Below are 21,126 nucleotides of genomic sequence, written 5' to 3'. Positions count from 1 at the left end.
ACTCAAAATGCAAGGAAGCCGAACGCGTTGCGGGCGACGAGCTTGATCACGCGGTTGATCCCTTCGCTCTTGGCGTTGCTGTGTCCGGTGTCGATGAACGCGGCGATCTCGGGCCACCAGCGGTCGACGGTGGTGGCGAGCTGGCGGACTTCGGGGATGTCAGAGTCCGCGCACCAGGTGAGGAACTTCCAACGGGCGTGGCCGACTTGGTGGCGGTCGGCTCCGGTGCGGGCCAGGGCGAGGAGGGTGCGCAGGTTCTCCTTGGCGATCCAGGCCGTCAGCAGCGTCTGCCCGATCTTCCCCTCGCCAAGGAGCGTGTTCCACATCGTGGCGAACTGGTCGTCGGTGAGGTCCTCGCGGTTGCGCAGAAGCCGCCGTCTGGCCTTCCACTCCGGGTCGCTCGCCCGTCCGCGTCGGCCGCGGGTCTCGGCGGTGGTGCGGCGCCTGACCATGGACAGCATCTTGTTGGCGAGCTGGACCACGTGGAAGTGGTCGACCACGACGGTGGCGTGCGGCAGGCCGATGCGGATCGCGGCGCGGTAGGTGGCCGACATGTCGATGGCGACGTAGCCGATGCCCTTTCTCCAGTCCAGGTCGGTGGTGGCGAGCCAGGCCAGGACGTCGGCGACGGTGCGGCCCTCGACCTGTCCGAGCAGCCCGCCGTGGCCGAGGGCGTCGACGAAGCCGGTGTGCCACCGGTCCCGGGTCAGGCGCCACTTGCCGGTATCCGCGTCCTGTTCCCAGCGGGGCCGTCCGCGGCGGGTCTCGTCGATGCCCAGGACTGCGACCTGCGGCAGAGGTGCCTCGGTGACGTCGCGGGCCTGCGTGCGGAAGGCTTCCATCACGGTCGGCCAGGACAGATGCAGATCCCGCGCGGCCTGGATGACCGTGGAGCCGGCATCCCGTATGCGGCGCCCGGCCGCTCCCCGCAGCCGGGCGGTCAGCCTGGCACCGGCCGGGATCTGCGGGATCTGTTCGGTGAAGGACCGGCGAGGGCAGTCGGCCTCGCGGCACCACCAGCGGCGCTTGTGCCAGCGGAACTCCAATCCGCTCTCTCCGTGAGGGAGATCGCGTGGCCGGGTCACCGCCGAGCCCTTCACCCGGGTGGCGAACACCCCGCAGGCCGGGCAGGCCCTGGCTGTCTCGTCGGCCGTGACCAGGTGGACCCTGCGTCCTCCGTTGGCCAGCCGTTCGACCTGCACGACGGACACCCCGTCCAGATCGAGCAGCAACGTCGTATCGTTGACCAAGCCCGTGGCTCCTGCATGATCGTTCTGCGTCGAGAACAGAAATGATCACGCAGGCCCACGGGCGCTCTGCGTCCAGGGGACGACACCACCACGACGATCACACACCGTGACACCACGGCAGTGCCCGAGACGAGGCGCACCGCTCAACTTCGAAGACCCGGGAAATCACGGCCTGGCTCTCGTGCAGGACCGCGGCCAGGAGGTGGACAGCCGTCTGGCCGTCACGACGGCTGCCGCGTACGGCCTTGCCGTCGACGGCCAGTCCCACCAGCGCGGGCGCCTCGTCCTGGACCGGGTCACGGGAGTACCGGGCGAGCCAGGCACCCACGGCGTCATCAAAGGCGTCGCCGTCGATGCGGGACAGCAGGCGGCCCAGGGTGGTGGCACGCGGGAGACGCGTAAGGCCGATGCGTGTCCGTGTTTCAGGGGCGGCGTCGACGGCGAACCGGGAGATGCCGGCCAGTGTGGTGGCACCGCCGAGGACTGCGAGCAGGCACAGGGCGAGCAGGGAGCCCAGCCGGTAGCGGCGGCCCCTGACCCGCCTCGGATCGGGGAGCCGGTCCAAGATCTCGCGGAGTGAGGTGAGTTGCTCGGGCGGGCAGGGCAGGCCGACGTGCCCGCAGTGGCGCTGCAGGACGCCGATCAGGGAGGATGACACGCGAACGCGACCCCTGTTCGTGATCAAAGGCTTCGAGAACCTTGATCATCGGGGGTCGCGTTCACCGTCTCCAGTCCGGCCGCCGCGGCGCATGCACACGCGATCAGCTCATCTCGCCGAGTGAGAACGCATCAGCCCTGGGTACTCGGCGACTTCGGCGGCCGCATCGACGCCGTGGGGCTGGGCGGCTGCTGATCCGCGGGCTCCTCGGCTCCAGGGTCTCCGGGGCGTATGGGCCCCGGAGACCCCCGGCCGGTCAGGGAGCGGTTTCGCGGAGCATGAGTACGGCGTACCGCTGACTGCGGAAGACCAGGTCGTACCGGGCGGAGGGATGCAGTTGCTTCGCGTATCCGACAGGGTCCTCGAGCGGTGTCGACCACCCCGAGCTCAGGTCGAAGGCGATGTACTGCGGAATCAGCGTGCCTGTGTTACCGACCCAGTACACCGACGTCCGGCTGGTCAGGTGGGTCATCAGTCCCGTGTTGGCCTCCACGGTCGCGCCGTCAGGGATACGTGACACCGCGGCAGTCGCATCCGAGACTCGCGGACCCCCGTCGTATGTGTCCGACTGGATGAGACCTCGCAGCGGCAGCTGGAGGCAGAGCGTGGCGGCGATCGCCGCGACGGCAGGCACCGCATGGCGCGCATAGCCCTGTATCCATGCGTGGGAGGAGCGCCGGGCACGCAGTATGGCGTCGATGAGTGCCATGAACACGATGGGCATGAGGATGGCGCTGTAGTGCCAGTCCGTCCCCCAGTAGTTCGGCTCGTGCGAGAGGAACCGCCAGCCCAGCGTCGGCACGGCGACGAGGACAAGGGGGGAGCGCAGTGCCAGGAAGGCCGACACTCCGATGATCCACAGCAGAGTCTCACCCTTGGTACCGAGCCCGTCGAGCACTTCGGTGGGCAGGCCAGCGGAGTCTCCTCCGGCACCTGGCACCTTCTGCCAGTAGTCGTAGCCGCTGCTCGGATTGAACATCGGGATGATGACGAGCAGGGTGACGGCCGTGGCCGTCGCGCCGAAGGCGGCCAGCCAGATTCCCTGCTTTCTCCGACCGGCCAGAACAAGACAGATTCCGACGGCCGTCACGGTCAACCCCAGGTCCTCTTTCACGAACACCAGGGGGACGGACCAGTAGGTGACGTGTTGCCATCGCTTCAGCAAAAACTGGCGCAGCACAACGGCCAGGAGCGGCACCGCGAAGCAGATCTCATGAAAGTCGCTGTCGATCGCCCGCTGAAGACCCCATGACAGACCGTAGGCCGCACCGAGGAGTAGACCCCGTGTCCGCCCCAGAAAGTGTGCGGCAGTGTCGGACACGACCACGACCGAGAGGGCGAAGAAAGCCGCCTGCACAAGGAGCAGTGTCACCGGACCGGGAAACAGCCTGTACAACGGGGCCAACAGCATGAGGACAGGACTGAAATGGTCGCCCAGAATGTTGAAGTCCGGCCCTTTGATCAACGAGATCGGGGCTTCCAGGTGGGCGTACGACCGCACCACCTGCTCGAATATCGAGAGATCCCAGGACATCGACTCGAAGCGAGCGTATCTGGCGACGGAGAGGGTCGCGTAGGCGCCGAACAGCAAAAATCTCAGGAGAACATGGGGGGTTCGCTCGAAGCGGCTTATGCGGCGGAGGGCGAGGAATCCGGCCCGAGGGTCGGACGGCGCGGACCTAACGACTTCCACCATGCACCTCGGACCTAACCTTCCGGGCGGCATCCAGTTGATCCCGCTTCGCCATGGAAATCGCGTCCAGCTTCTTCGAGTTCTTCTCGATCAGCTTCTGCTGGTAGGCCGACTCGACGGTGTACCAGACGCCGATCACATTCGAGCTCTTCTTGCATCGGACATCCGCCATGGCTGTCTCGACTTCTCCATTGCCGACCTCGGCCCGGGAGAACTCCGGGGCGGACATGGCCGCCATGGGGTCCGGGTACTTGTAACCCGCATTGCTCATGCAGGCGGACCAGGAGTGGAATACCTCCTGCACACGCTTGTCCTGCATCGACAGCTTGTAGGACCGGGCGTTGAGATCCTGCGATAGATCCGACACTCCGAAGTGCCGCTTTCCCGCCAGGGCCCGCTCGGCCTCTCCCACACAACCGCCTTCGGGGACGCGGCTCCCTGCCCCCTTCCCGGTCAGCGCGCGGTATTGGTCGGCCGGGACCGTCGACTCGGGCCGCACCGCCGCGCCCGGCATGTGGTAGCCGCTGGCTGCTGCCAGATCCGCGTCCGCCAGACCGTACCGGCGTTCCGTCATGGTCTTGGGACCGACCCGCTTCTGCGGCTTCGGTGGCGTGTAGTCAAGTTGCAGCCCGTGCATGCATTTCTGGATCAATACATTCCGGGCTTGCATGAGCGACGACATCTCCGAATCGGAGAACAAATAGGGTTCCAGAGGAAGTTTCAAACCGTTGACTGTCTCGAGGTCTCGTATGCCAGTGACCGTCGGTGCCGGAATTCGGGGCTCTTCTTTCGCCTTCCCGCCGGCCTCGGCCGAGCATCCGCTCAAGACGGATGAAGCCAGCGCAACCATGAAGACAGCTGCCGCTGTTCGTCGATCGCGAGCGCGCAGACGGACACGGGACATCAGTGTTCCTTTTCGCGTGTATAATGACAGATCCGGTGTCCCGCCCAACTGCAATGGGCGGGACACCGGGTTCTCAGTTCACTGCGTGGTCAAAAACCGATTGTCAGGCCCAGATCCACTGGAACGAGGCGTTCTCATTGTAGGTGTTGCTGAGGTTCCGCCAGGACGTGGGCTGAACGTTGTCGTAGACCCCGCCGAAGTTCGAGTTGAAGTACACGCGGGCGACGAGGCCGGTCTGCAGGTTCTGGGCGGACGCGGCATTGTTCTTGACCGGCTGACCAGCCCCGGCGCCGACACCCTTGAACGTGTAGCCGGCGAAGTCCGCGGTCGTGTCTCAGAACGGGTAGTACGCGTTCTGGCTGTCCGAGTTGTAGAACAGGCAGAAGTGCGACGGGTTGCAGGTGTTGGTCGAGGCGCTCGCCGGAGCGGCGATGCCGACCACACCCGCTCCGGCGACAGCGAGAGCGGCCAGTGCAGAACGAATACGTATGTAAACCTTCCCTTTGGTGAGTTTCGAGCAAGGAAAGCATTCGCAGTTTGCCTGCGCAAGCAAAACGAAGGACTATCTCACCCAAGGCCCTTCGGCCCAAGATCACTTTAGGCGATCTCTGGGATGGTCGTACAGCTATTTTCAGCCAGAATTATTTACGTCGAAATCACCAGAAGGTTCCGTTGCGCCGAATACAGGCAGGGGATGGACTATTCGCCTATCGGTACCAAAAACACCTTTTTCAGGTAGCCGTTCAGTCAGGGCCCCGGCGTTTGCCCGTCTCGTCCGAACTTGGGCCGGTTGATGTCGGCGGCGGTCCCCAGAAACAGGCGAACACGGCCCCCGTGGATCATGGAGTTCTCTACGCTTCAAGATCCACGAGGGTGCCGCGTTCGTTCCACCATCATCCCCCATCGCTGCTCCCGTCTGCCCCGCGCCCCGTCTGGAAGCCCTGCGTGAGGGCACCGTACGGGATCAAGTCCGCAGTCTGGTCGCGGGATTCGAGTCGCTCACCGATCCGCGCGGAGCCAGCGGGGTGCGCTACCGGCTCTCCTCTTTGCTGGCCCTGGTGGTCTGCGCGATGACACCCGCGGGCCACGACTCGATCACCGCGGCGGCGGAGTGGTGCCGGCGGGCGGCACCCGGGGAACTGGCCGCCTTCGGCCTGCCCTACCACCCGCTGCTGGGCCAGGGCTGATGCGTTCTCACTCGGCGAGATGAGCTGATCGCGTGTGCATGCGCCGCGGCGGCCGGACTGGAGACGGTGAACGCGACCCCCGATGATCAAGGTTCTCGAAGCCTTTGATCACGAACAGGGGTCGCGTTCGCGTGTCATCCTCCCTGATCGGCGTCCTGCAGCGCCACTGCGGGCACGTCGGCCTGCCCTGCCCGCCCGAGCAACTCACCTCACTCCGCGAGATCTTGGACCGGCTCCCCGATCCGAGGCGGGTCAGGGGCCGCCGCTACCGGCTGGGCTCCCTGCTCGCCCTGTGCCTGCTCGCAGTCCTCGGCGGTGCCACCACACTGGCCGGCATCTCCCGGTTCGCCGTCGACGCCGCCCCTGAAACACGGACACGCATCGGCCTTACGCGTCTCCCGCGTGCCACCACCCTGGGCCGCCTGCTGTCCCGCATCGACGGCGACGCCTTTGATGACGCCGTGGGTGCCTGGCTCGCCCGGTACTCCCGTGACCCGGTCCAGGACGAGGCGCCCGCGCTGGTGGGACTGGCCGTCGACGGCAAGGCCGTACGCGGCAGCCGTCGTGACGGCCAGACGGCTGTCCACCTCCTGGCCGCGGTCCTGCACGAGAGCCAGGCCGTGATTTCCCAGCGGCAGATCGCCGCGAAGAGCAACGAAATCCCCGCCTTTGCCCCGCTGCTTGAGCCACTCGACCTGCGTGGCCACGTCATCACCGCCGACGCGCTGCACACCCAGACCGGCCACGCCGAGCAGATCACCGCCCAGGGCGCCCACTACATCCTGGTCGTCAAAGGCAACCAGAAGAAACTTCGCCGTCAGCTGCGGCACCTGCCCTGGCGGGAGGTCCCGCTCCAGCACCGCACCCGCGACCAGCGACACGGACGCCGCGAAATCCGCCGACTCAAGGTCTGCACCGTCCAGCCCGGACTGCTCTTCCCCCACGCCGTCCAAGCCATCGAGGTCAAGCGGCGTCGCACAAACCGCAGGACCGGCAAGACCACCATCAAGACGATCTACGCGGTCACCAGCCTCAGAAGCCGTCTCTCAACCGAACGTGATCGGTTGATCCTTGCTGGTCAGGAATGGTTTCGCTCGGGGTGAGGGAGGGATGCGGCGTCTTGTGTCCGCTTCATGACCGAGGGGTGCGCGGTGGCGTCGGTGCTGGGAATGCTGGAGGAGCGGGAGGCGGCTGCCCGGGTGCGGGTGGAGGGTCTGCGGGAGGAAGCCGCTCGGCTGGCTGAGGTGTTGGAGGCCGCGGAGATCGAGCTGGACCGGCGGGTGATCGCGCGGGAGGAGCTGCTCGAGGCCCTGGCTGTGTCTGCGGCCGAGTCCACTGCGGTGACGGAGAGCGGGGCGGAGCAGGAAAGGGCGCCATCGACCGTGCCGGTGCCGGGCTCGACGGTGCCGCCGTGGCGGGACGGGCTGCCGGTGACGGTGCTGGCGCCGGACTATCAGCGGATTCTGGGCGTGCTGGAGGAGCGGCGCTCAGCGGGCGAGGGACCGGCGAAGGCCAAGGAGGTCGCGGTTCAGCTGGGCCTGGGGACGACACCGGCGAAGGTCGATGGGGTGCGCTCGAAGGCCAGGCGCCTGGCGGAGCGCGGGTGGCTGCTGCAGGAGACGTCGGGAGCGTTCAGCGCCGGCCGGCGGCCCGTGGCCGCGCCAGGCGCCGGCTCATCCGCGTGACCATCGACCACCGGATCATCGCCTCGCTGGAAGCGGGCAGCGTCTCGTAATCTCTCGCCAGACGGCGGGAGTTCATCAGCCAGGCGAACGTGCGCTCCGCCACCCAGCGTCTGGGGAGCACCACGAACCCTGTCATGTCGTCGGTGCGCTTGACGATCTCCAAGGTCAGGGCGAGTTTGTCCCGGCACCAGTCGACGAGGCCGCCGGTGTAGCCTCCGTCGGCCCAGACCAGGGTGATGTCGCGGTGCAGGCGGCGCAGCCGTCTCAGCAGGCCGGCCGCGGCGTCGCGGTCGCCGATGTTCGCGGCGGTGACGCAAACGACCAGGAGCAGGCCGAGGCAGTCGGTCACGATGTGCCGTTTGCGGCCCGGCACCTTCTTCCCGCCGTCGTAGCCGCGTGAGGAGGCCGGCACCGTCGCGGCGGCCCGCACCGACTGCGCGTCGATGATCCCCGCCGTGGGCTCGGCCTGGCGGCCCTCGCGTTCACGGACCCTCCCGCGCAGCCGGTCATGGAACTCGGCGATCAGCCCGTGCTCGCGCCAACGGCGGAAGAAGGCGTAAACCCGGCCCCATGCGGGGAAGTCCGCGGGCATCGCCCGCCAGGAGATCCCGCCCGCGACCAAATAGCGGATCGCGTCCAGCATCTGGCGGTGGCAATACCCCTCGGGCTGCCCGCCTCTGCCCTGGAGCCAGGCCGGCACCGGCAGCAACGGCCGGATGGCCGCCCACTCCGCGTCCGTCATGTCCGACGGATACCGGCGCACCCGATCGGGATGATCGGCCGCGTTGCCGTACACGTGCGCGAGGCAATCGCACGACACGGCGGGCGAGTTGAAGTGGGCGGGCTCGGGCGCGTACAACAACGACAACAGGGCCTCCGGGAACCGCTCGGATTGGGGTCGCACCCCCGAGCTACCAGGAGGCCCTGCCTTCATGCGCGTACGGCCGGAAGATCACCCGACCAGGAACTCCGTTCGATCTGCACGTTCCAAGATCGGTTGAGAGACGGCTTCTCACCCCGGACCAGGTCACAGCATCCCAGCTCGCCGAACTGATCCGCGGGCACTGGCAGGTGGAAGCCCTGCACCACGTGCGGGACGTGACCTTCGCCGAAGACGCCTCCAGTGTCCGCACCGGCACCGCACCCCGCGCGATGGCGACGCTCCGCAACCTCGCCATCGGCCTCATCCGCCAGGCCGGATGGACGAACATCGCCGCCGCCACCGACCACTATCGGTCACGAACCGACCACGCACTCCAACTACTCGATCTCGAAATCTGAGAACGCATCAGCCCTGGTGTGTGAAGACAGAAGATCAGTCGGTGGCCGCAGGTCACAGCATAGATCCTGGCCGCTGGCAGGCCGCGTTTGAGGTTCTGATGGGTCGCATCGCGGGACGGTTCGGTCGGGTGGAACCGCGGCGCCGGGTACGGGCGTTCGTGCTCGGGCTGCTGTCGGACCTGCCGCGCAAGAACTGCTGGGTGCGCCACGAGGCGCCATGTGACCGAGTGGAGGTGTGAGACCTCTACCGCCGGGCCGTCGCAGCGGCCGGGTAGAAGCTGAGGGCAGTCCGAGCCGGGGAACGCCGGTGAGGACGGGAAGCAGCCCTGACAACGCCGGGACGACGCGGTACTGCCAGACGCGTCGGGTTCGGCAAGCAAGGCCAGAAGGCGTACGAAGAGGAATCCGTGTAAAGCTCCGTAAGTCTTGCACCGGGCTCAAATCTGGCGGATATGGGCCCGGGGTGCAGTGCGTGGCCACTCGCTTCAACAGGGGTGGCCAACTCCGAAGCCGGTCTCCAACTGCCGGTGGGGAGGCCACGCTGAAGGTCTGCGGCGTAGGCGTGGTGATGCTGCCGGGGCAGTAGCGGGACGCCGACCTGGCCGATCGGCACATGGTGAACGTGGGAACCGCCTGCGGTCGCCCCCGGCTTTCCGGGCATCCGGTCCGGAGATCGAGGGCAGGCCCGTTGCCGGCTGAGGTCCGCAGGTGGGGCGGAGGCCCCGTAGTAGTCCGAGCGGAGGAAAGCTCCGTGCATGGCGAAGGGGGCCAGCAAGTCTGCAGGGAGGATGCTGCAATGCCGGGAGGCTGTTGGTGAATACCGGCGCGCTGGAGTTCGCGCTGCTCAAGGCCGAGCGCCGGGTACTGGAGATGCAGACCAAGCTGCACTGTTGGGCGACCGACGATCGTGATCGCCGGTTTGATGACCTGTTCAATCTCGTCGCCGATCCTGCGTTCTTGCTGGTCGCGTGGGCTCGGGTGCGAAGGAACAAGGGCGCCCGCTCGGCCGGAGTGGACGGGCAGACCGCTCGCTCCGTAGAGGACGGGCAAGGGGTTGAGGTCTTCCTCAACGAGGTGCGGTCCGACTTGAAGGACCGTAGTTTCCGCCCGCTTCCCGTGCGGGAACGGATGATCCCCAAGCCGGGGACGGCCAAGCGCCGTCGGCTGGGGATCCCCACCGTGCGGGACCGGGTGGTCCAGGCGTCCCTGAAGCTGGTGCTGGAGCCGATCTTTGAGGCGGATTTCCTCCCGTTTTCCTACGGGTTCCGCCCCAAACGCCGGGCTCATGACGCGCTCGCCGAGGCACACCACTTCGCCAAGAGCTCCTACGAGTGGATGGTGGAGGGGGATATCGAGGCGTGTTTCGACTCGATCGACCATACGGCTCTGATGGGCCGGGTGCGCCGCCGAGTCGGGGACCGACGCGTTCTTGACCTGGTGAAGGCGTTCTTGAAGGCGGGCATCCTGAGTGAGGGCGGCCAGTCCAAGGACACCGACACCGGCACTCCGCAGGGTGGGATTCTCTCGCCGCTGCTGGCCAACATCGCCCTGTCCGTCCTCGATGAGTTCATCGCGGCAGGTCCGGGCGGGCCGAACTCCACACAGGGCCAGCGGGCCCGGCGACGTCGGCAGAATCTGCCCAACTACCGGCTCATCCGGTATGCGGACGACTGTGCGCCACGAACACAACAGGAGGTTCCGATGTAGACGGAAGCCCTTGACGTGGTGCTGCACTGGTGATGGAGGCAGGCCCTCCGGGATCGCCCACGCAGGGGGAGGTCTCAAACCACCGCAGGTTGCTCCGGTGAATGAGCCGGGGTGATGAGCACTGCGGAAAAGGCGCACGAGATGCGTCAGGTACGTGCCGAGAAGGCGAACGCGAGTGAACCACTGCTGAAGTGTCGTAAGCGTATGAGTGGTTGCCGAAACCGGGGTCCAGTTGTTGCCCCGGGATGAGTCTGACGGGTTCCTGTATTCCTGGTCAGGCGGCGGCCCGGCATGAAGGTGGCGCGAGCTCGGCGACAGGCACCAGTGCGGAACGTGGGAACCCCTCGCCACGATGCCGCCAACCGGTCCATGTTGAGGGCGGGTTGGTGTAAAGGGAGAACTCCAAGCAGCTGAAACTGCAAGGGGCTGAGTACCGATGCGTGGCAGGGGGACGGACCGCCTCGTAGTAGTGATGAAGCTCCTGTAATGGGGGTGGAGCGAAGGGGGCGGGTTGTCCTGATCTTGTTTGGTGGTCAACCGGGATTCTCCGGGAGGAGCCAGATGAACGGATCGAGGCCGCAGGCCGAGTCCAAGTCGTTTTGCATTCCCAAGTCGATGGTGTGGGAGGCGTATCTGAGGGTCAAAGCCAATCAAGGAGCACCCGGGGCGGACGGCGTGACGATCGAGCAGTTCGAGCAGAACCTGAAAGGGAATCTGTACAAGCTGTGGAACCGCATGTCGTCCGGCTCGTACTTCCCTCCGGCGGTGAAGGCCGTCGAGATTCCCAAGGCGGGCGGAAAAGGTGTCCGAGTCCTTGGGGTGCCGTCTGTGTCCGACCGGATCGCTCAGACGGTGGCCGCGATGTACCTGGAGAGACGGGTGGAGCGTGTGTTCCACCCAGACTCCTACGGCTACCGGCCCCGGCGATCTGCGCTGGACGCGGTGGAGCAGTGCCGGCGGCGCTGCTGGAGAAACGACTGGGTCGTCGACCTCGACATCCGGGCGTTCTTCGACAGCGTGGACCATGAGCTGATACTCAAGGCCGTCGAGCGGCATATCGATGAAGACGGGAAGTGGGTCCTGCTCTACGTCAAGCGGTGGCTGGTTGCGCCGCTGGCAAAGGGAGACGGGACGGTGCAACAGCGGGATCGCGGAACTCCCCAAGGATCAGCGATTTCGCCCGTATTGGCGAATCTGTATCTGCACTACGCGTTCGACATGTGGCTGGTGCGAGAGTTCCCGCAGGTCACGTTCGAGCGGTACTGCGATGATGCGGTGATTCACTGCCGCAGTGAGCGTCAGGCCCGCCGCGTGCGGGATGCGCTTGCTGCGAGGTTGGCGCAGGTCGGTCTGGAACTCCATCCGGACAAGACGCGCGTGGTGTACTGCAAGGACGCTGATCGGCGCGGCTCGTACGAGCACACGTCGTTCACATTCCTCGGGTACACGTTCCGACCGAGGCTGGCCAAGAACCGGTACGGGAAGCACTTCTTGAACTTCCTGCCCGCGGTCAGCAAGGCGGCGATCAAGGCGATGGGTAAGGAGATCAGGTCCTGGCGCATCGCCTGCCGCAGTGACAAGTCCCTCACGGACCTTGCGCGGATGTTCAACAGCGTCGTGCAGGGTTGGATCAACTATTACGGGCGCTTCTACAAGTCCATGTTGTATCCCCTTCTCCGGCGCCTCAACGAGTATCTGGTGCGCTGGGCTTGCCGGAAGTACAAACGACTCCACCGCCGGGAGAAGAAGGCGCGGGAGCTGTTGGCGGGCACCGCCCGCCGCTACCCGAACCTCTTCGCCCACTGGCGGTTCGGCCTCAGACGCCATCCGCTTTCCGAACGTGATCGTTTGGTTCGGGCTGGGTGGGCATGAACTCCGGCTGGCGGCGGGAGAGATGGGCGTGGTTCGTCCGTTCGTTTCGCTTATGGAGGTGGCTGGTGCCGTCGGTGCTCGGTCTGCTGGAGGCCCGGGAGAAGAAGGTCCGGGAAGAGGTGGCACGGCTGCGGGAGGAGGCCGAGCGGGTGCAGGCCGCGCTCGGCGAGGCGGAGCGGGCACTTCAGCGTCTGGCGGATGCCCGTGTGACGGTGGCTGAGGTGCTGGCGGAGCCGCCTGTCGCGGTCGCGGAGCCGGTGGTGAGTGCGGTGGCGGGGTCGGTGGTGCCCAGACGGGCCGAGGGCATGACAGCGACGGTCCTGCCTCCGGACTACCAGCGGATCATGTCCGTGCTGGAGTCGGATGCGGCCCGGGAGGGTATGCGGTGCCAGCAGCTGGCCGCAGCCCTGGGCCTTCAGGCGGTTCCGGCGAAGGTCGAGGGGCTGCGGTCGAAGGCGAAACGCCTGGTGGAGCGGGGGTGGGCGCTCCAGGTGCGGCCGGGGGTGTTCACCCCGCTCGGGGCGCCGGCCGGCTGAAGGCGCCTGGCCGGCGCCCGGCCAGGCGGCTGCTCATGAGCATGGTCATGGACCACAGCACCATGGCCTCGTGCATGGCGGGCAGCGTCTCGTAGTCGCGCACCAGGCGGCGCGAGCGCATCAGCCAGCTCAGCGTTCTCTCCACCACCCACCTGCGCGGCAGCACCACGAACCCGCTGGTGTCGTCGGTGCGTTTGACGATCTCAAGGGTGAGCTGGAGCTTCTCGGCCGCCCAGTCGACGAGCCGACCCGCATAGCCACCGTCCGCCCAGACGAGGCGGATGGAGAAGTACATGGTGCGCAGCCGCTCCAGCAAGGGCAGTGCGGCGTCGCGGTCCTGCACGCTGGCCGCACTCACCACGACGGCCAGGACCAGGCCGAGGCAGTCCACCACCAGGTGCCGCTTGCGGCCGCCCACCTTCTTCCCGCCGTCCCACCCGGACGTCGAGCGCGGGATGTTCGCCGCTGCCCGCAGTGACTGCGAGTCCACGATGGCGGCCGTCGGGTCCACCTCACGGCCTTCCTTCTGGCGCACCTTGTCGCGCAGCCGGTCGTGGAGCTCGGCAAGCAAGCCCGTCACCTGCCAGCGGCGGGCGAACGCGTGCACCCGCCGGTACGGCGGGAAGTCACAGGGCAGGTTGACCCACTTGACGCCGTTGTCGACTACATAGCGGACCGCGTCCAACATCACGCGGTGGCAATAGCCCTCCGGCCGCCCGCCCCGCCCCTGAAGCCACGCGGGGACCGGCAGCAGCGGCCGGATGACCTGCCACTCCGCCTCCGTCAGGTCGGAGCCGTAACACCGCACGCGGTCCGGCCCGTCCGCCGCGTTGCCGAACCTGTGCGCGAGACAGTCACACGCCGGAGATGGCGCGTTGGACTCCAGAGACGCGAGCACGAAAGACTGCGACACAGGGCCTCCTGGTGCTGCTCGGTTGGGATCGCAACCCCGAGCTACCAGGAGGCCCTGCCGTTATGCCCCGACCGCCGAGAGGTCACCCGAACAGGAACCGTGTTCGACTGATCAAGCCTGCCGAGCGGTAAGCGGATGGCTTCTCAAGCCTGACGGCTGGGCGATGGGAGCCGTGTGAGCCGAGAGGTTCCCGCACGGTTCTGCGAGCGGCGGCGGGTGAGATTCCCGCCGCCGACTCACCTTCTGATCGCCGTGACTGGGACTCGTGAGCAGGCCGAAGACATACGCACCCAGGTGGCGGAAGTGCTCGCTCCGATGGAACTGCGCCTGTCGGTGGAGAAGACGGCGATCACTCACATCGACGAGGGGCTGGACTTCCTGGGGTGGCGCCTCCAGCGTCACCGCAAACGCGGGACCCAGAAGCACTACGTCTACCTCTACCCCTCCAAGAAGGCTCTCCAGGCCGTCAAGGAGAAGGTCAAGACGCTGTGCCGACAGGACACGAACCTGCCGCTGGCAGTCGTGCTGCACCATCTCAACCCGGTGCTGCGGGGCTGGACGGCGTACTTCCGGCACGGGGTGTCGTCCGCGACCTTCCAATACCTGTCGGCCTTCACCTGGCGCCAGGTCTTCGGGTGGCTGCGGCGCAAGCACCGCCGGTCCAGCTGGAAGAGTCTGCGCCGCCGCTATAGCGCGGGCCGATGGTGGCCCGCCGACGACGAGGTGACCTTGTTCAAGTGCGCGAAGGTGCGGACCCACCGCTACCTCTACCGCGGTAACAAGATCCCATCGCCTTGGCCCAATGGGACCACGACGGCAGTGGCCGTCTGAGAGGGCTTGTGGAGAGCCGGATGCCTGGAGATCGGGCACGTCCGGTTCGGGAGGCGGGCCGGGGAAACCCACCGACGGCAACGTCGGCAGGGCGCCCCGGCCCGACCTCACACGCTCGCTGAGCATGCCGGGGACGCGAGTCCGTACGGTCTCCAGCACCTGCTGTCGAGGGCCAGATGGGATGCAGATGCGGTACGCGACGACATCCGCGGCTTCGTCGTCGAGAACCTGCATCACCAAGACGCGGTGCTGGTCGTGGACGAAACCGGTGACCTGAAGAAGGGCATGCACACCGTGGGCGTGCAGCGCCAGTACACCGGCACCGCCGGACGCATCGAGAACAGTCAGGTCGCCGTCTACCTCGCCTACTCCACCCCGCTCGGGCACACGGCGATCGACCGTGAGCTGTATGTCCCGCGTTCCTGGACCGAGGATGCGGCCCGCTGCCGGGCCGCCGGGATCCCCGACGCCGTCGGCTTCGCCACGAAACCTGCCCTCGCCGCCCGCATGATCGACCGAGCACTGGACGCCGGCGTCCTTGCGTCCTGGGTGGCCGGCGACGAGGTCTACGGGGGCAACCCCCACCTGCGAACCGACCTGGAGAAACGCCAGGTCGGCTACGTACTCGCCATCGCCTGCGACCACCAGATTCCCACCCGTGCGGGCAAGCTCCGCGCCGACATCCTGGTCAAGAAGCTGCCGAAGCGGGCCTGGCAATGACTCTCCGCCGGCGCCGGAGCCAAAGGGCACCGCCTCTACGACTGGGCCCTGGCCGACATCGCTGACGACCGGCCCGGCCACCGCCAGTTGCTCGTCCGCCGCAACCGGCGCACCCGTGAACTCGCCTTCTACCGCTGCTACTCAGCCACCCCGGTTCCGCTGTCCACCTTGGTGCGGGTCGCCGGGAGCAGATGGACGGTCGAGGAGACGTTCCAGGCCGGCAAAGGCTTGGCCGGCCTGGACGAGCACCAGGTCCGCCGCTGGACTTCCTGGCACCGTTGGGTCACCCTCGCCATGCTCGCGCACGCTTTCCTCGCCGTGACCGCGGCCGCCGAACGCCGAGACCGCCCAGCGCCCGAAGACCTGATCCCCCAGAGCGGCAACGAAATCCAGCATCTGTTCGCGGCAATGATCAACCCGGTCCACGACCTCGCGCACCGACTTCGCTGGTCGCGGTGGCGACGTCGCCACCAGGCCCGCGCTCGCACCTCCCACTACCGACGACAAGCAACCACTCAACCGTGACCTGCCGCAGAGTCATGAGGTGAGGACGAGGCGCTACGGCAGCGGTGCCATCGCGTCAGGCCACCCGGTATGATCGGTGGCGGCCTGGTGCAGCCGGCCGCTCGCGCCTGTCAAGGTTGGGTGAATGCACCGTGGGTCGCCTCGCTTCGGCTCACTGAACGCGGCACCGGCCGACAACGCGAGCATCGGCAGGATGGGCCGCGTGGAAAGCCGACGCGATGACGTCCTCTACCACTGAGCACGCCAAGAAACTCGCCAGACTCCTGCGCGAGGACCTTGCCGCAGCGGGGATCGAGATTCCACACAGCCTCGCACTCGAACTGACCGCCCACCAGCTCGGCACCAAGGACTGGAATGTGCTCGCCGCCCTGACGAGCCGCGCAGGAAACCCTGTCGCACCGGACATCAGCCCGGGCGTGCCCGTCCTGCGCGTCATGTCCGTCGCCAGGCACTGCCGTTCTACCGTGACTTCCTTGACTTCGCCCTGGACTGGGAGCACCGGTTTGAGTCCGGGCTGCCACTGTATGTGCAGGTATCGCGCTCGGCAGCCGTGCTGCACCTCTCCGAACATCACGGCGACGGCGCCCCCAACAGCGTGGTCTGGATCCCGGTGCGCGATGTGTCCGCCCTGCACAAGGAATTGCTCGCCCGACCGAACGCACCAGCACGTCCCGGAATCGATCCGGACGCCCCCGGAGGGCCGACACTGCAGGTCATCGACCCGTACGGCAACATCCTGAGATTCGCGCAGCCGCCATCCGCACAGTAGTCGACCCAGGGCAGAGCGCGCCGCAGCACGCGGTGCGCTCTGCCGACACGATCCTCCACACGGACATTCCACAGAGCAACGCCAGCAAGATCGCGATCTACAGCTGGAGTATTAGAGCTTGTCTCACGTGGCGAGCTTGGCCAGTTTCTTGTAGCAGGTCAGTGCCGCTGCGAGGCCGAGGAAGGCCAAGAAGTGTGTGCCCTTCCTCTCGTACCGGACGGTGAGGCGGCGGTAGCCGAAGAGCCAGGAGATCGACCGTTCGATCTTCCAGCGGTGTCGGCCCAGGCGCTCACTGGATTCGATGCCGGGCCGAGCGATACGCGGGACGATGCCGCGCCCGCGCAGCCACTTCACGTGCTCGGCGGAGTAGTAGGCCTTGTCCGCACGGAGCCTGCCGGGACGGCGCCGGCGCGGACCGCGCCGCGAGCGGATCGCGGGTATGCCCAGGACCAGGGGCAGCAGAGCCTGGCTGTCGTGGACGTTCGCCCCGGACACGCCGAGCGCCAGGGGTAAGCCCTGAGCGTCGGACAGCACATGCAGCTTGCTGCCCTTCTTGCCCCGGTCGACCGGATTGCGCCCGGTCAGCGATCCCCCTTTTTCGCGCGGACCGAGGCTGCATCGACGATCGTGGAGGACCAGTCCAGCTCTCCGCGGGCACCGAGCTCGTCCAAGACGGCCCGGTGTAGACGTCTCCACAGCCCGGCTTCTGTCCACGCGGAGAACCGGCGGTGCGTGGTGGCGGGAGAGACGCCGAACGTCTCGGGAAGATGCCGCCACGCGCATCCGCTGGTCAGCACGTACACAACCGCGGTGAACACGGCCCGCTCATCGCATGGGGCCGTCCCTCCTCCCTGCGGGCGCGGCGCGAACGAGGGAAGCAACGGAGCCGCCAGCAACCAGAGTTCGTCAGGAACCAACCGCTGCGACAGATCGACACCCATAAGAAGGAATCATGCCGCATCGATCAGACACCACGTGAGACAAGCTCTTAGCTGTAGAAACAGCATCGGGCGCGCCAGACGGCGCTCTGCCGATGATGGCGAAAAGCAGCGGAAGCACACTCACAGCCGTGGTGCGCTGGCGCCGCCTCCTCGACTGTGCTTCTTTGCCAGTTCCCGCACCGGGGCATCAACAGCGGGTCCACCAAAACAATGGGCCCGCGCCACAACTGTGGGCAGTCATCGGTCATCGGGAGACCCTGTGTGCGAGACATGCCTCCGGGGCCGGCACGCACCAATGCCTCAATCGGCACCAAGATCCGGACCATACGCGGGCCAACACTCCACCCGTCGCTGACCCAGCCCTCGCTTTCCCTGGTCACCGCGCCGTGCGAGATGTACCACCAGCAGACCAAGAACCTCTTGGTTTCGTATTCGCCGAGGAAGCCGGGGTTCTTCCAGACCCAGAAAAAGAGGCGCCTGACCAGCGTAGATGCCCGTCAGGCGCCCTTTCCCAGGTTCGCCCAGGCAGCGAGCCGGAATTCGGCCTTACTGCCGATTTCTCCCATCCGTGCCCCGCCTCTGACTAGTGTCTCGTGATCCTGATTGTGTTACTTCGAGTTGTTGTTGACGAGTTTCTTCACGCTGGTCTGGACGAGGCGGACCTTGGCGAGGATCTCGTCGGCGGTGGCGGTCCAGGTGAAGGGTTTCGCGTTCTCGTTCCAGGAGTTGATGTAGTCGCGGATCTGTTTGACCAGGACGTTGACGCTGGAGAACGTGCCACGGCGGATGGACTGCCGGGTGATGATCCCGAACCAGATCTCGATCTGGTTCAGCCACGAGGACCCGACGGGAGTGAAATGGAAGTGGACGTGCGGGTTTTTCGCCAGCCACGCCTTCACGCCCGGGGTGGTGTGCGTGGAGAGGTTGTCCAGGACGACATGGATCTCCTTCCCCGCGTGCGGCTTGACGGCCTTCTTCAAAAACGCCAGGAAGTTCGCGCCGTTCCGGCTCGGCTTGCACTCGCCCAGCACTTCTCCGGTCGCGACGTTCAGCGCGGCGAACAGGTTCGTGGTGCCGTGCCGGACGTAGTCATGGGTGCGCTGCTCGGTGGCCGCGAAGGCCACCGGCAGCACCGGCTGGGTCCGGTCCAGCGCCTGCACCTGCGTCTTCTCGTCGACCGACAGCACCACGGCGCCACCGGGCGGGGCCAGGTACAGCCCGACGATGTCGGCGACCTTCTCCGCGAACGCCGGGTCTTTCGAGATCTTGAAGGTGCCCGAGCGGTGCGGTTTCAGATTCTCCTCACGCCAGATGCGGGCAACGTAGTGCCAGGACACCGAGATGCCCTCGCGCCGCTTCAAGTGGTCGGCCAGCGTTCGCGTCGACCAGTGCGAGAGCCCGGAATCCACCGGCGGGGACATCCTCGTCAAGGCGATCACCCGGGCCCGCACCCGAGGCGGCACCTGAGTTCGCGGCCCGCCCCGGCGTTTGTCCTCCAGCCCGGCAACACCACGCTCGGCATAGCGGGACTTGCACCGGTCCACCGTCAGCGGTGCCACACCGGCGAGCTCGGCGATGTCCTTTCGCCGCCGCCCCTCGGCCGACCACAACACGACCCGCGCGCGAAGCGCCACGACAGCCGGCACATCCCGCGAACCCGCCAACTCCCGCAGCTCAGCAATCTGTTCAGAGGAGAGATCCATACCAGACTCAACGATCACAGAGGCCTCAGGTTCCACAAACAGAATCAAAAGACACTAGCTGTTCCGGGATATTTCCAGGCAACCCTGGGCTAAGGTGCCGGCTGCCGCATCCTCGTGCTCGTCCCGGCTCGTCCACAATGAGCGCCGCCTCACGTGCTCGGCGCCACGTTATGCCCTACGCCAGGCGTCGATGTAGTTCCCGGCCGCGTTACGAAACACACGCCCATCCGGTGCCACACCGAAGCGCTCTCGCTTTGGCCGCGCGCCGCATCAGGGAGTGGATCTCGGAGATGGCACCCTCGTCGGCCCACTCCTTTCAGGCCATCACAACGCCACCCTTCAGGTTCCGCAGCCCCCACCCAGTGGCAGGGAGGCGGCATTGGGACTTCTGCAGTGGCCCTGACCGGCCGTCAGTGAGGATGGGGGCGAGTCCGCCGCCGATCAGCCTGCTGCACGTGGGGACGGCGAAGGACTTGATGGACTGGAGCAGCGGCTCCCCACCGCGGTGACGGCCACCTCCCTCCCCCGGCCGTGGTGATGAACGGCCCATACCGCGCCCCAGTTGCAGCGGTACGCCCCAATGCCCCCGGCATGAATGGCGAAACCGTTCGGCCGCTTGGGCCGGTCGGCCCTTGAGAACGGCTGGTCGGGGCCGTTCGGGGCCGACGGCTGCGCCCGTCTCAGAGCTGATGGGCGCGAGTGCCCCGTAGCCGGCCCCGGGTGTCCAGCAGCAGTGGGGCGTACTCGGGCAGCCGGTCCAGCGGAACGGTGTCGTGATCCTGCACCAGGATCACGAGGGCCGCGTCCGCGGCGGCAGCCAGTGCGTCGGCAGCCCGCTCCACCGGTTCGCCGTCCGGCGCCCAGGCGTCGACGAGCGGATCGTGATAGGTGACGGAAGCGCCGCACTGTCGCAGCAGCCGGACGATCGCGGCGGCCGGGGTGGCCCGCAGGTCCGTACTGTTGCGCTTGTAGGTCACTCCGACCAGCAGCACCCGCGCGTCCCGCAGGGCCCTCCCGCGCTCACGCAGCAGGTGCTCGGCACGCCGCACGACATGCGCCGGCATCCCGGCGTTGACCTCTTGCGAGAGTTCGACCAGCCGCAGCGGGGTCCCGGCAGCGCGCGCCCAGTGCGTGAGATAGACGGGATCGACCGGAATGCAGTGCCCACCCACACCCGGTCCCGGCCGAAACTCCTGGAAGCCGAAGGGTTTCGTGCGCGCGCAGTCGAGAGCGTCCCATACGTCGACTCCCAGCGCCCGGGCGGCGACGGCGAGTTCGTTGACCAGGGCGATGTTGACACTGCGATAGGTGTTTTCCAGGAGTTTCGCCAGTTCGGCCTCCCGTGCGGAGCCCGCCTCCACGACCCGGTCACACAGGTGCCGGAAGAAGTCGGCCGCGGCCGCCGTGCACCGTCGGGTGTAGCCACCCACGACGCGCGGGGTGTTCCGCACACCGAAAGTGTCGTTGCCCGGGTCGATGCGCTCCGGTGAGAATGCGAGGGAGAAGTCCGTGCCGGCGCTGAGCCCGGAGGCCTGCTCCACAATGCCACGGACGACGTCGTCCGTGGTGCCGGGAAAGGAAGTGGACTCCAGGATGACGAGGGTGCCGGGCTTCAGGCGATCCCCGAGACCGGAGGCGGCGCGCCGCACATGGGAGAGGTCGGGCCTGCCCGTTTCGTCCAGTGGTGTGGGGACGCAGATCACGGCCACCGAGGCCTCAGCCAGCGGGCTCTCGTCGGCGGAGGCCCGGAAGCCGGCGTCCAGCATGGCGGCCAGATCGGCGTCGGTGACGTCGGGGACATGCGAGTGGCCCGAGTTCAGGGCTGCGGTGACGGACGGGTTTTCGTCGATCCCTATGACACGCATGCCGGCGCGGCACGCCTCCCGGGCCAGCGGGAGACCGGTGTAGCCGAGTCCGATGACAGCAAGGCTGTTCATATCGCTCCCTGGAT

18 protein-coding genes and 3 pseudogenes are annotated in these 21,126 nt (G+C 67.0%); 12 read left to right on the top strand and 9 right to left on the bottom strand.

Going from position 1 to position 21,126, the window contains the following annotated elements; genetic code table 11:
* Positions 1-2 precede the first annotated feature (2 nt).
* The 4 genes from ACKTSN_RS42610 to ACKTSN_RS42595 form a co-directional block, all read right to left on the bottom strand.
* Entirely contained in the window at positions 3-1,250 is a 1,248-nt protein-coding gene (locus tag ACKTSN_RS42610) for an ISL3 family transposase (RefSeq protein ID WP_409473960.1), read from the bottom strand.
* A gap of 97 nt (positions 1,251-1,347) precedes the next feature.
* On the bottom strand, positions 1,348-1,908 hold the full coding sequence (locus ACKTSN_RS42605; protein ID WP_409473959.1) for a transposase family protein: 561 nt from the start codon (positions 1,906-1,908) through the stop codon (positions 1,348-1,350).
* A gap of 256 nt (positions 1,909-2,164) precedes the next feature.
* Entirely contained in the window at positions 2,165-3,604 is a 1,440-nt protein-coding gene (locus ACKTSN_RS42600; RefSeq protein ID WP_409473958.1) for a DUF2079 domain-containing protein, read from the bottom strand.
* Complete coding sequence (locus ACKTSN_RS42595) at positions 3,588-4,505, bottom strand: hypothetical protein (protein WP_409473957.1); 918 nt, start codon at positions 4,503-4,505, stop codon at positions 3,588-3,590. The genes ACKTSN_RS42600 and ACKTSN_RS42595 overlap by 17 nt, the downstream gene beginning before the upstream one ends.
* An 863-nt stretch (positions 4,506-5,368) precedes the next feature.
* Between ACKTSN_RS42595 and ACKTSN_RS42590 the strand changes: the two are divergent.
* From ACKTSN_RS42590 to ACKTSN_RS42580, 3 genes and pseudogenes are all read left to right on the top strand, one after another.
* Positions 5,369-5,686: pseudogene (locus ACKTSN_RS42590) on the top strand (transposase family protein); the annotation flags it as partial.
* 137 nt (positions 5,687-5,823) lie between these two features.
* Positions 5,824-6,795 carry an ISAs1 family transposase gene (locus ACKTSN_RS42585; RefSeq protein WP_409473956.1) on the top strand — a complete coding sequence of 324 codons (972 nt, stop codon included), beginning with the start codon at positions 5,824-5,826 and terminating at the stop codon, positions 6,793-6,795.
* A 30-nt stretch (positions 6,796-6,825) separates the two neighbouring features.
* On the top strand, positions 6,826-7,377 hold the full coding sequence (locus tag ACKTSN_RS42580) for a hypothetical protein (RefSeq protein WP_409473955.1): 552 nt from the start codon (positions 6,826-6,828) through the stop codon (positions 7,375-7,377).
* Here the strand turns inward: ACKTSN_RS42580 and ACKTSN_RS42575 are convergent.
* Entirely contained in the window at positions 7,325-8,281 is a 957-nt protein-coding gene (locus ACKTSN_RS42575; protein WP_409473954.1) for an IS5 family transposase, read from the bottom strand. The two genes, ACKTSN_RS42580 and ACKTSN_RS42575, sit on opposite strands and share 53 nt — an antisense overlap.
* 185 nt (positions 8,282-8,466) lie before the next feature.
* Between ACKTSN_RS42575 and ACKTSN_RS42570 the strand changes: the two genes are divergently transcribed.
* From ACKTSN_RS42570 to ACKTSN_RS42550, 5 genes are all read left to right on the top strand, one after another.
* Positions 8,467-8,658, top strand: coding sequence for a hypothetical protein (locus ACKTSN_RS42570; protein ID WP_409473953.1), 192 nt, complete (start codon positions 8,467-8,469; stop codon positions 8,656-8,658).
* A 98-nt stretch (positions 8,659-8,756) separates the two neighbouring features.
* Positions 8,757-8,897, top strand: a complete 141-nt coding sequence (locus tag ACKTSN_RS42565; protein ID WP_431197166.1) for a hypothetical protein — start codon at positions 8,757-8,759, stop codon at positions 8,895-8,897.
* A gap of 574 nt (positions 8,898-9,471) precedes the next feature.
* Positions 9,472-10,365, top strand: coding sequence for a reverse transcriptase domain-containing protein (locus tag ACKTSN_RS42560; RefSeq protein WP_409473952.1), 894 nt, complete (start codon positions 9,472-9,474; stop codon positions 10,363-10,365).
* Between the two features lie 561 nt (positions 10,366-10,926).
* Positions 10,927-12,237 carry a group II intron reverse transcriptase/maturase gene (gene ltrA / locus ACKTSN_RS42555; RefSeq protein ID WP_409475060.1) on the top strand — a complete coding sequence of 437 codons (1,311 nt, stop codon included), beginning with the start codon at positions 10,927-10,929 and terminating at the stop codon, positions 12,235-12,237.
* A 65-nt stretch (positions 12,238-12,302) separates the two neighbouring features.
* Positions 12,303-12,773 carry a hypothetical protein gene (locus ACKTSN_RS42550; protein WP_409468856.1) on the top strand — a complete coding sequence of 157 codons (471 nt, stop codon included), beginning with the start codon at positions 12,303-12,305 and terminating at the stop codon, positions 12,771-12,773.
* On the opposite strand, the gene ACKTSN_RS42545 is transcribed toward ACKTSN_RS42550, so the two are convergent.
* The gene (locus tag ACKTSN_RS42545; protein WP_409473951.1) at positions 12,745-13,686 is read right to left on the bottom strand and encodes an IS5 family transposase; all 942 of its coding nucleotides are present in this window, start codon (positions 13,684-13,686) and stop codon (positions 12,745-12,747) included. The genes ACKTSN_RS42550 and ACKTSN_RS42545 overlap by 29 nt on opposite strands.
* Positions 13,687-13,938: 252 nt before the next feature.
* On the opposite strand from ACKTSN_RS42545, the gene ACKTSN_RS42540 reads away from it, so the two are divergent.
* The 4 genes and pseudogenes from ACKTSN_RS42540 (at position 13,939) to ACKTSN_RS42525 (ending at position 16,531) form a co-directional block, all read left to right on the top strand.
* Complete coding sequence (locus tag ACKTSN_RS42540; protein ID WP_409473950.1) at positions 13,939-14,517, top strand: group II intron maturase-specific domain-containing protein; 579 nt, start codon at positions 13,939-13,941, stop codon at positions 14,515-14,517.
* 6 nt (positions 14,518-14,523) lie between these two features.
* A pseudogene (locus ACKTSN_RS42535) lies at positions 14,524-15,762 on the top strand (IS701 family transposase).
* 218 nt (positions 15,763-15,980) lie between these two features.
* A pseudogene (locus ACKTSN_RS42530) lies at positions 15,981-16,133 on the top strand (glyoxalase superfamily protein); the annotation flags it as partial.
* A complete protein-coding gene (locus ACKTSN_RS42525; protein ID WP_409475059.1) occupies positions 16,112-16,531 on the top strand; it encodes a glyoxalase superfamily protein in 420 nt (139 codons plus the stop codon). The pseudogene ACKTSN_RS42530 and the gene ACKTSN_RS42525, both read left to right, overlap by 22 nt.
* A 123-nt stretch (positions 16,532-16,654) precedes the next feature.
* On the opposite strand, the gene ACKTSN_RS42520 is transcribed toward ACKTSN_RS42525, so the two are convergent.
* From ACKTSN_RS42520 to ACKTSN_RS42510, 3 genes are all read right to left on the bottom strand, one after another.
* Positions 16,655-17,460, bottom strand: a protein-coding gene (locus tag ACKTSN_RS42520) for an IS5 family transposase (RefSeq protein WP_409474691.1) whose coding sequence is annotated in 2 segments (ribosomal slippage) — positions 16,655-17,139 and positions 17,139-17,460 — 807 coding nt in all. Because the reading frame shifts where the segments join, the coding sequence is not laid out codon by codon here.
* Between the two features lie 620 nt (positions 17,461-18,080).
* Complete coding sequence (locus tag ACKTSN_RS42515) at positions 18,081-19,175, bottom strand: IS630 family transposase (protein WP_409473949.1); 1,095 nt, start codon at positions 19,173-19,175, stop codon at positions 18,081-18,083.
* Positions 19,176-19,855: 680 nt separating this feature from the next.
* Entirely contained in the window at positions 19,856-21,112 is a 1,257-nt protein-coding gene (locus tag ACKTSN_RS42510; RefSeq protein WP_409473948.1) for a nucleotide sugar dehydrogenase, read from the bottom strand.
* Positions 21,113-21,126: the final 14 nt, after the last annotated feature.

It is taken from the genome of Streptomyces flavusporus, assembly GCF_046267975.1.
Classification (GTDB): domain Bacteria; phylum Actinomycetota; class Actinomycetes; order Streptomycetales; family Streptomycetaceae; genus Streptomyces; species Streptomyces flavusporus.
This window is presented reverse-complemented; position numbering and strand designations above follow the sequence as displayed.

Excerpts from the sequence above, each read along its gene's own strand:
- ACKTSN_RS42600 (WP_409473958.1), bottom strand. The coding sequence starts at position 3,604 with ATGGTGGAAGTCGTTAGGTCCGCGCCGTCCGACCCTCGGGCCGGATTC.
- ACKTSN_RS42595 (WP_409473957.1), bottom strand. The coding sequence starts at position 4,505 with ATGTCCCGTGTCCGTCTGCGCGCTCGCGATCGACGAACAGCGGCAGCT.
- ACKTSN_RS42580 (WP_409473955.1), top strand. The coding sequence starts at position 6,826 with ATGACCGAGGGGTGCGCGGTGGCGTCGGTGCTGGGAATGCTGGAGGAG.
- ACKTSN_RS42565 (WP_431197166.1), top strand. The coding sequence starts at position 8,757 with ATGGGTCGCATCGCGGGACGGTTCGGTCGGGTGGAACCGCGGCGCCGG.
- ltrA (WP_409475060.1), top strand. The coding sequence starts at position 10,927 with ATGAACGGATCGAGGCCGCAGGCCGAGTCCAAGTCGTTTTGCATTCCC.
- ACKTSN_RS42515 (WP_409473949.1), bottom strand. The coding sequence starts at position 19,175 with ATGGATCTCTCCTCTGAACAGATTGCTGAGCTGCGGGAGTTGGCGGGT.
- ACKTSN_RS42510 (WP_409473948.1), bottom strand. The coding sequence starts at position 21,112 with ATGAACAGCCTTGCTGTCATCGGACTCGGCTACACCGGTCTCCCGCTG.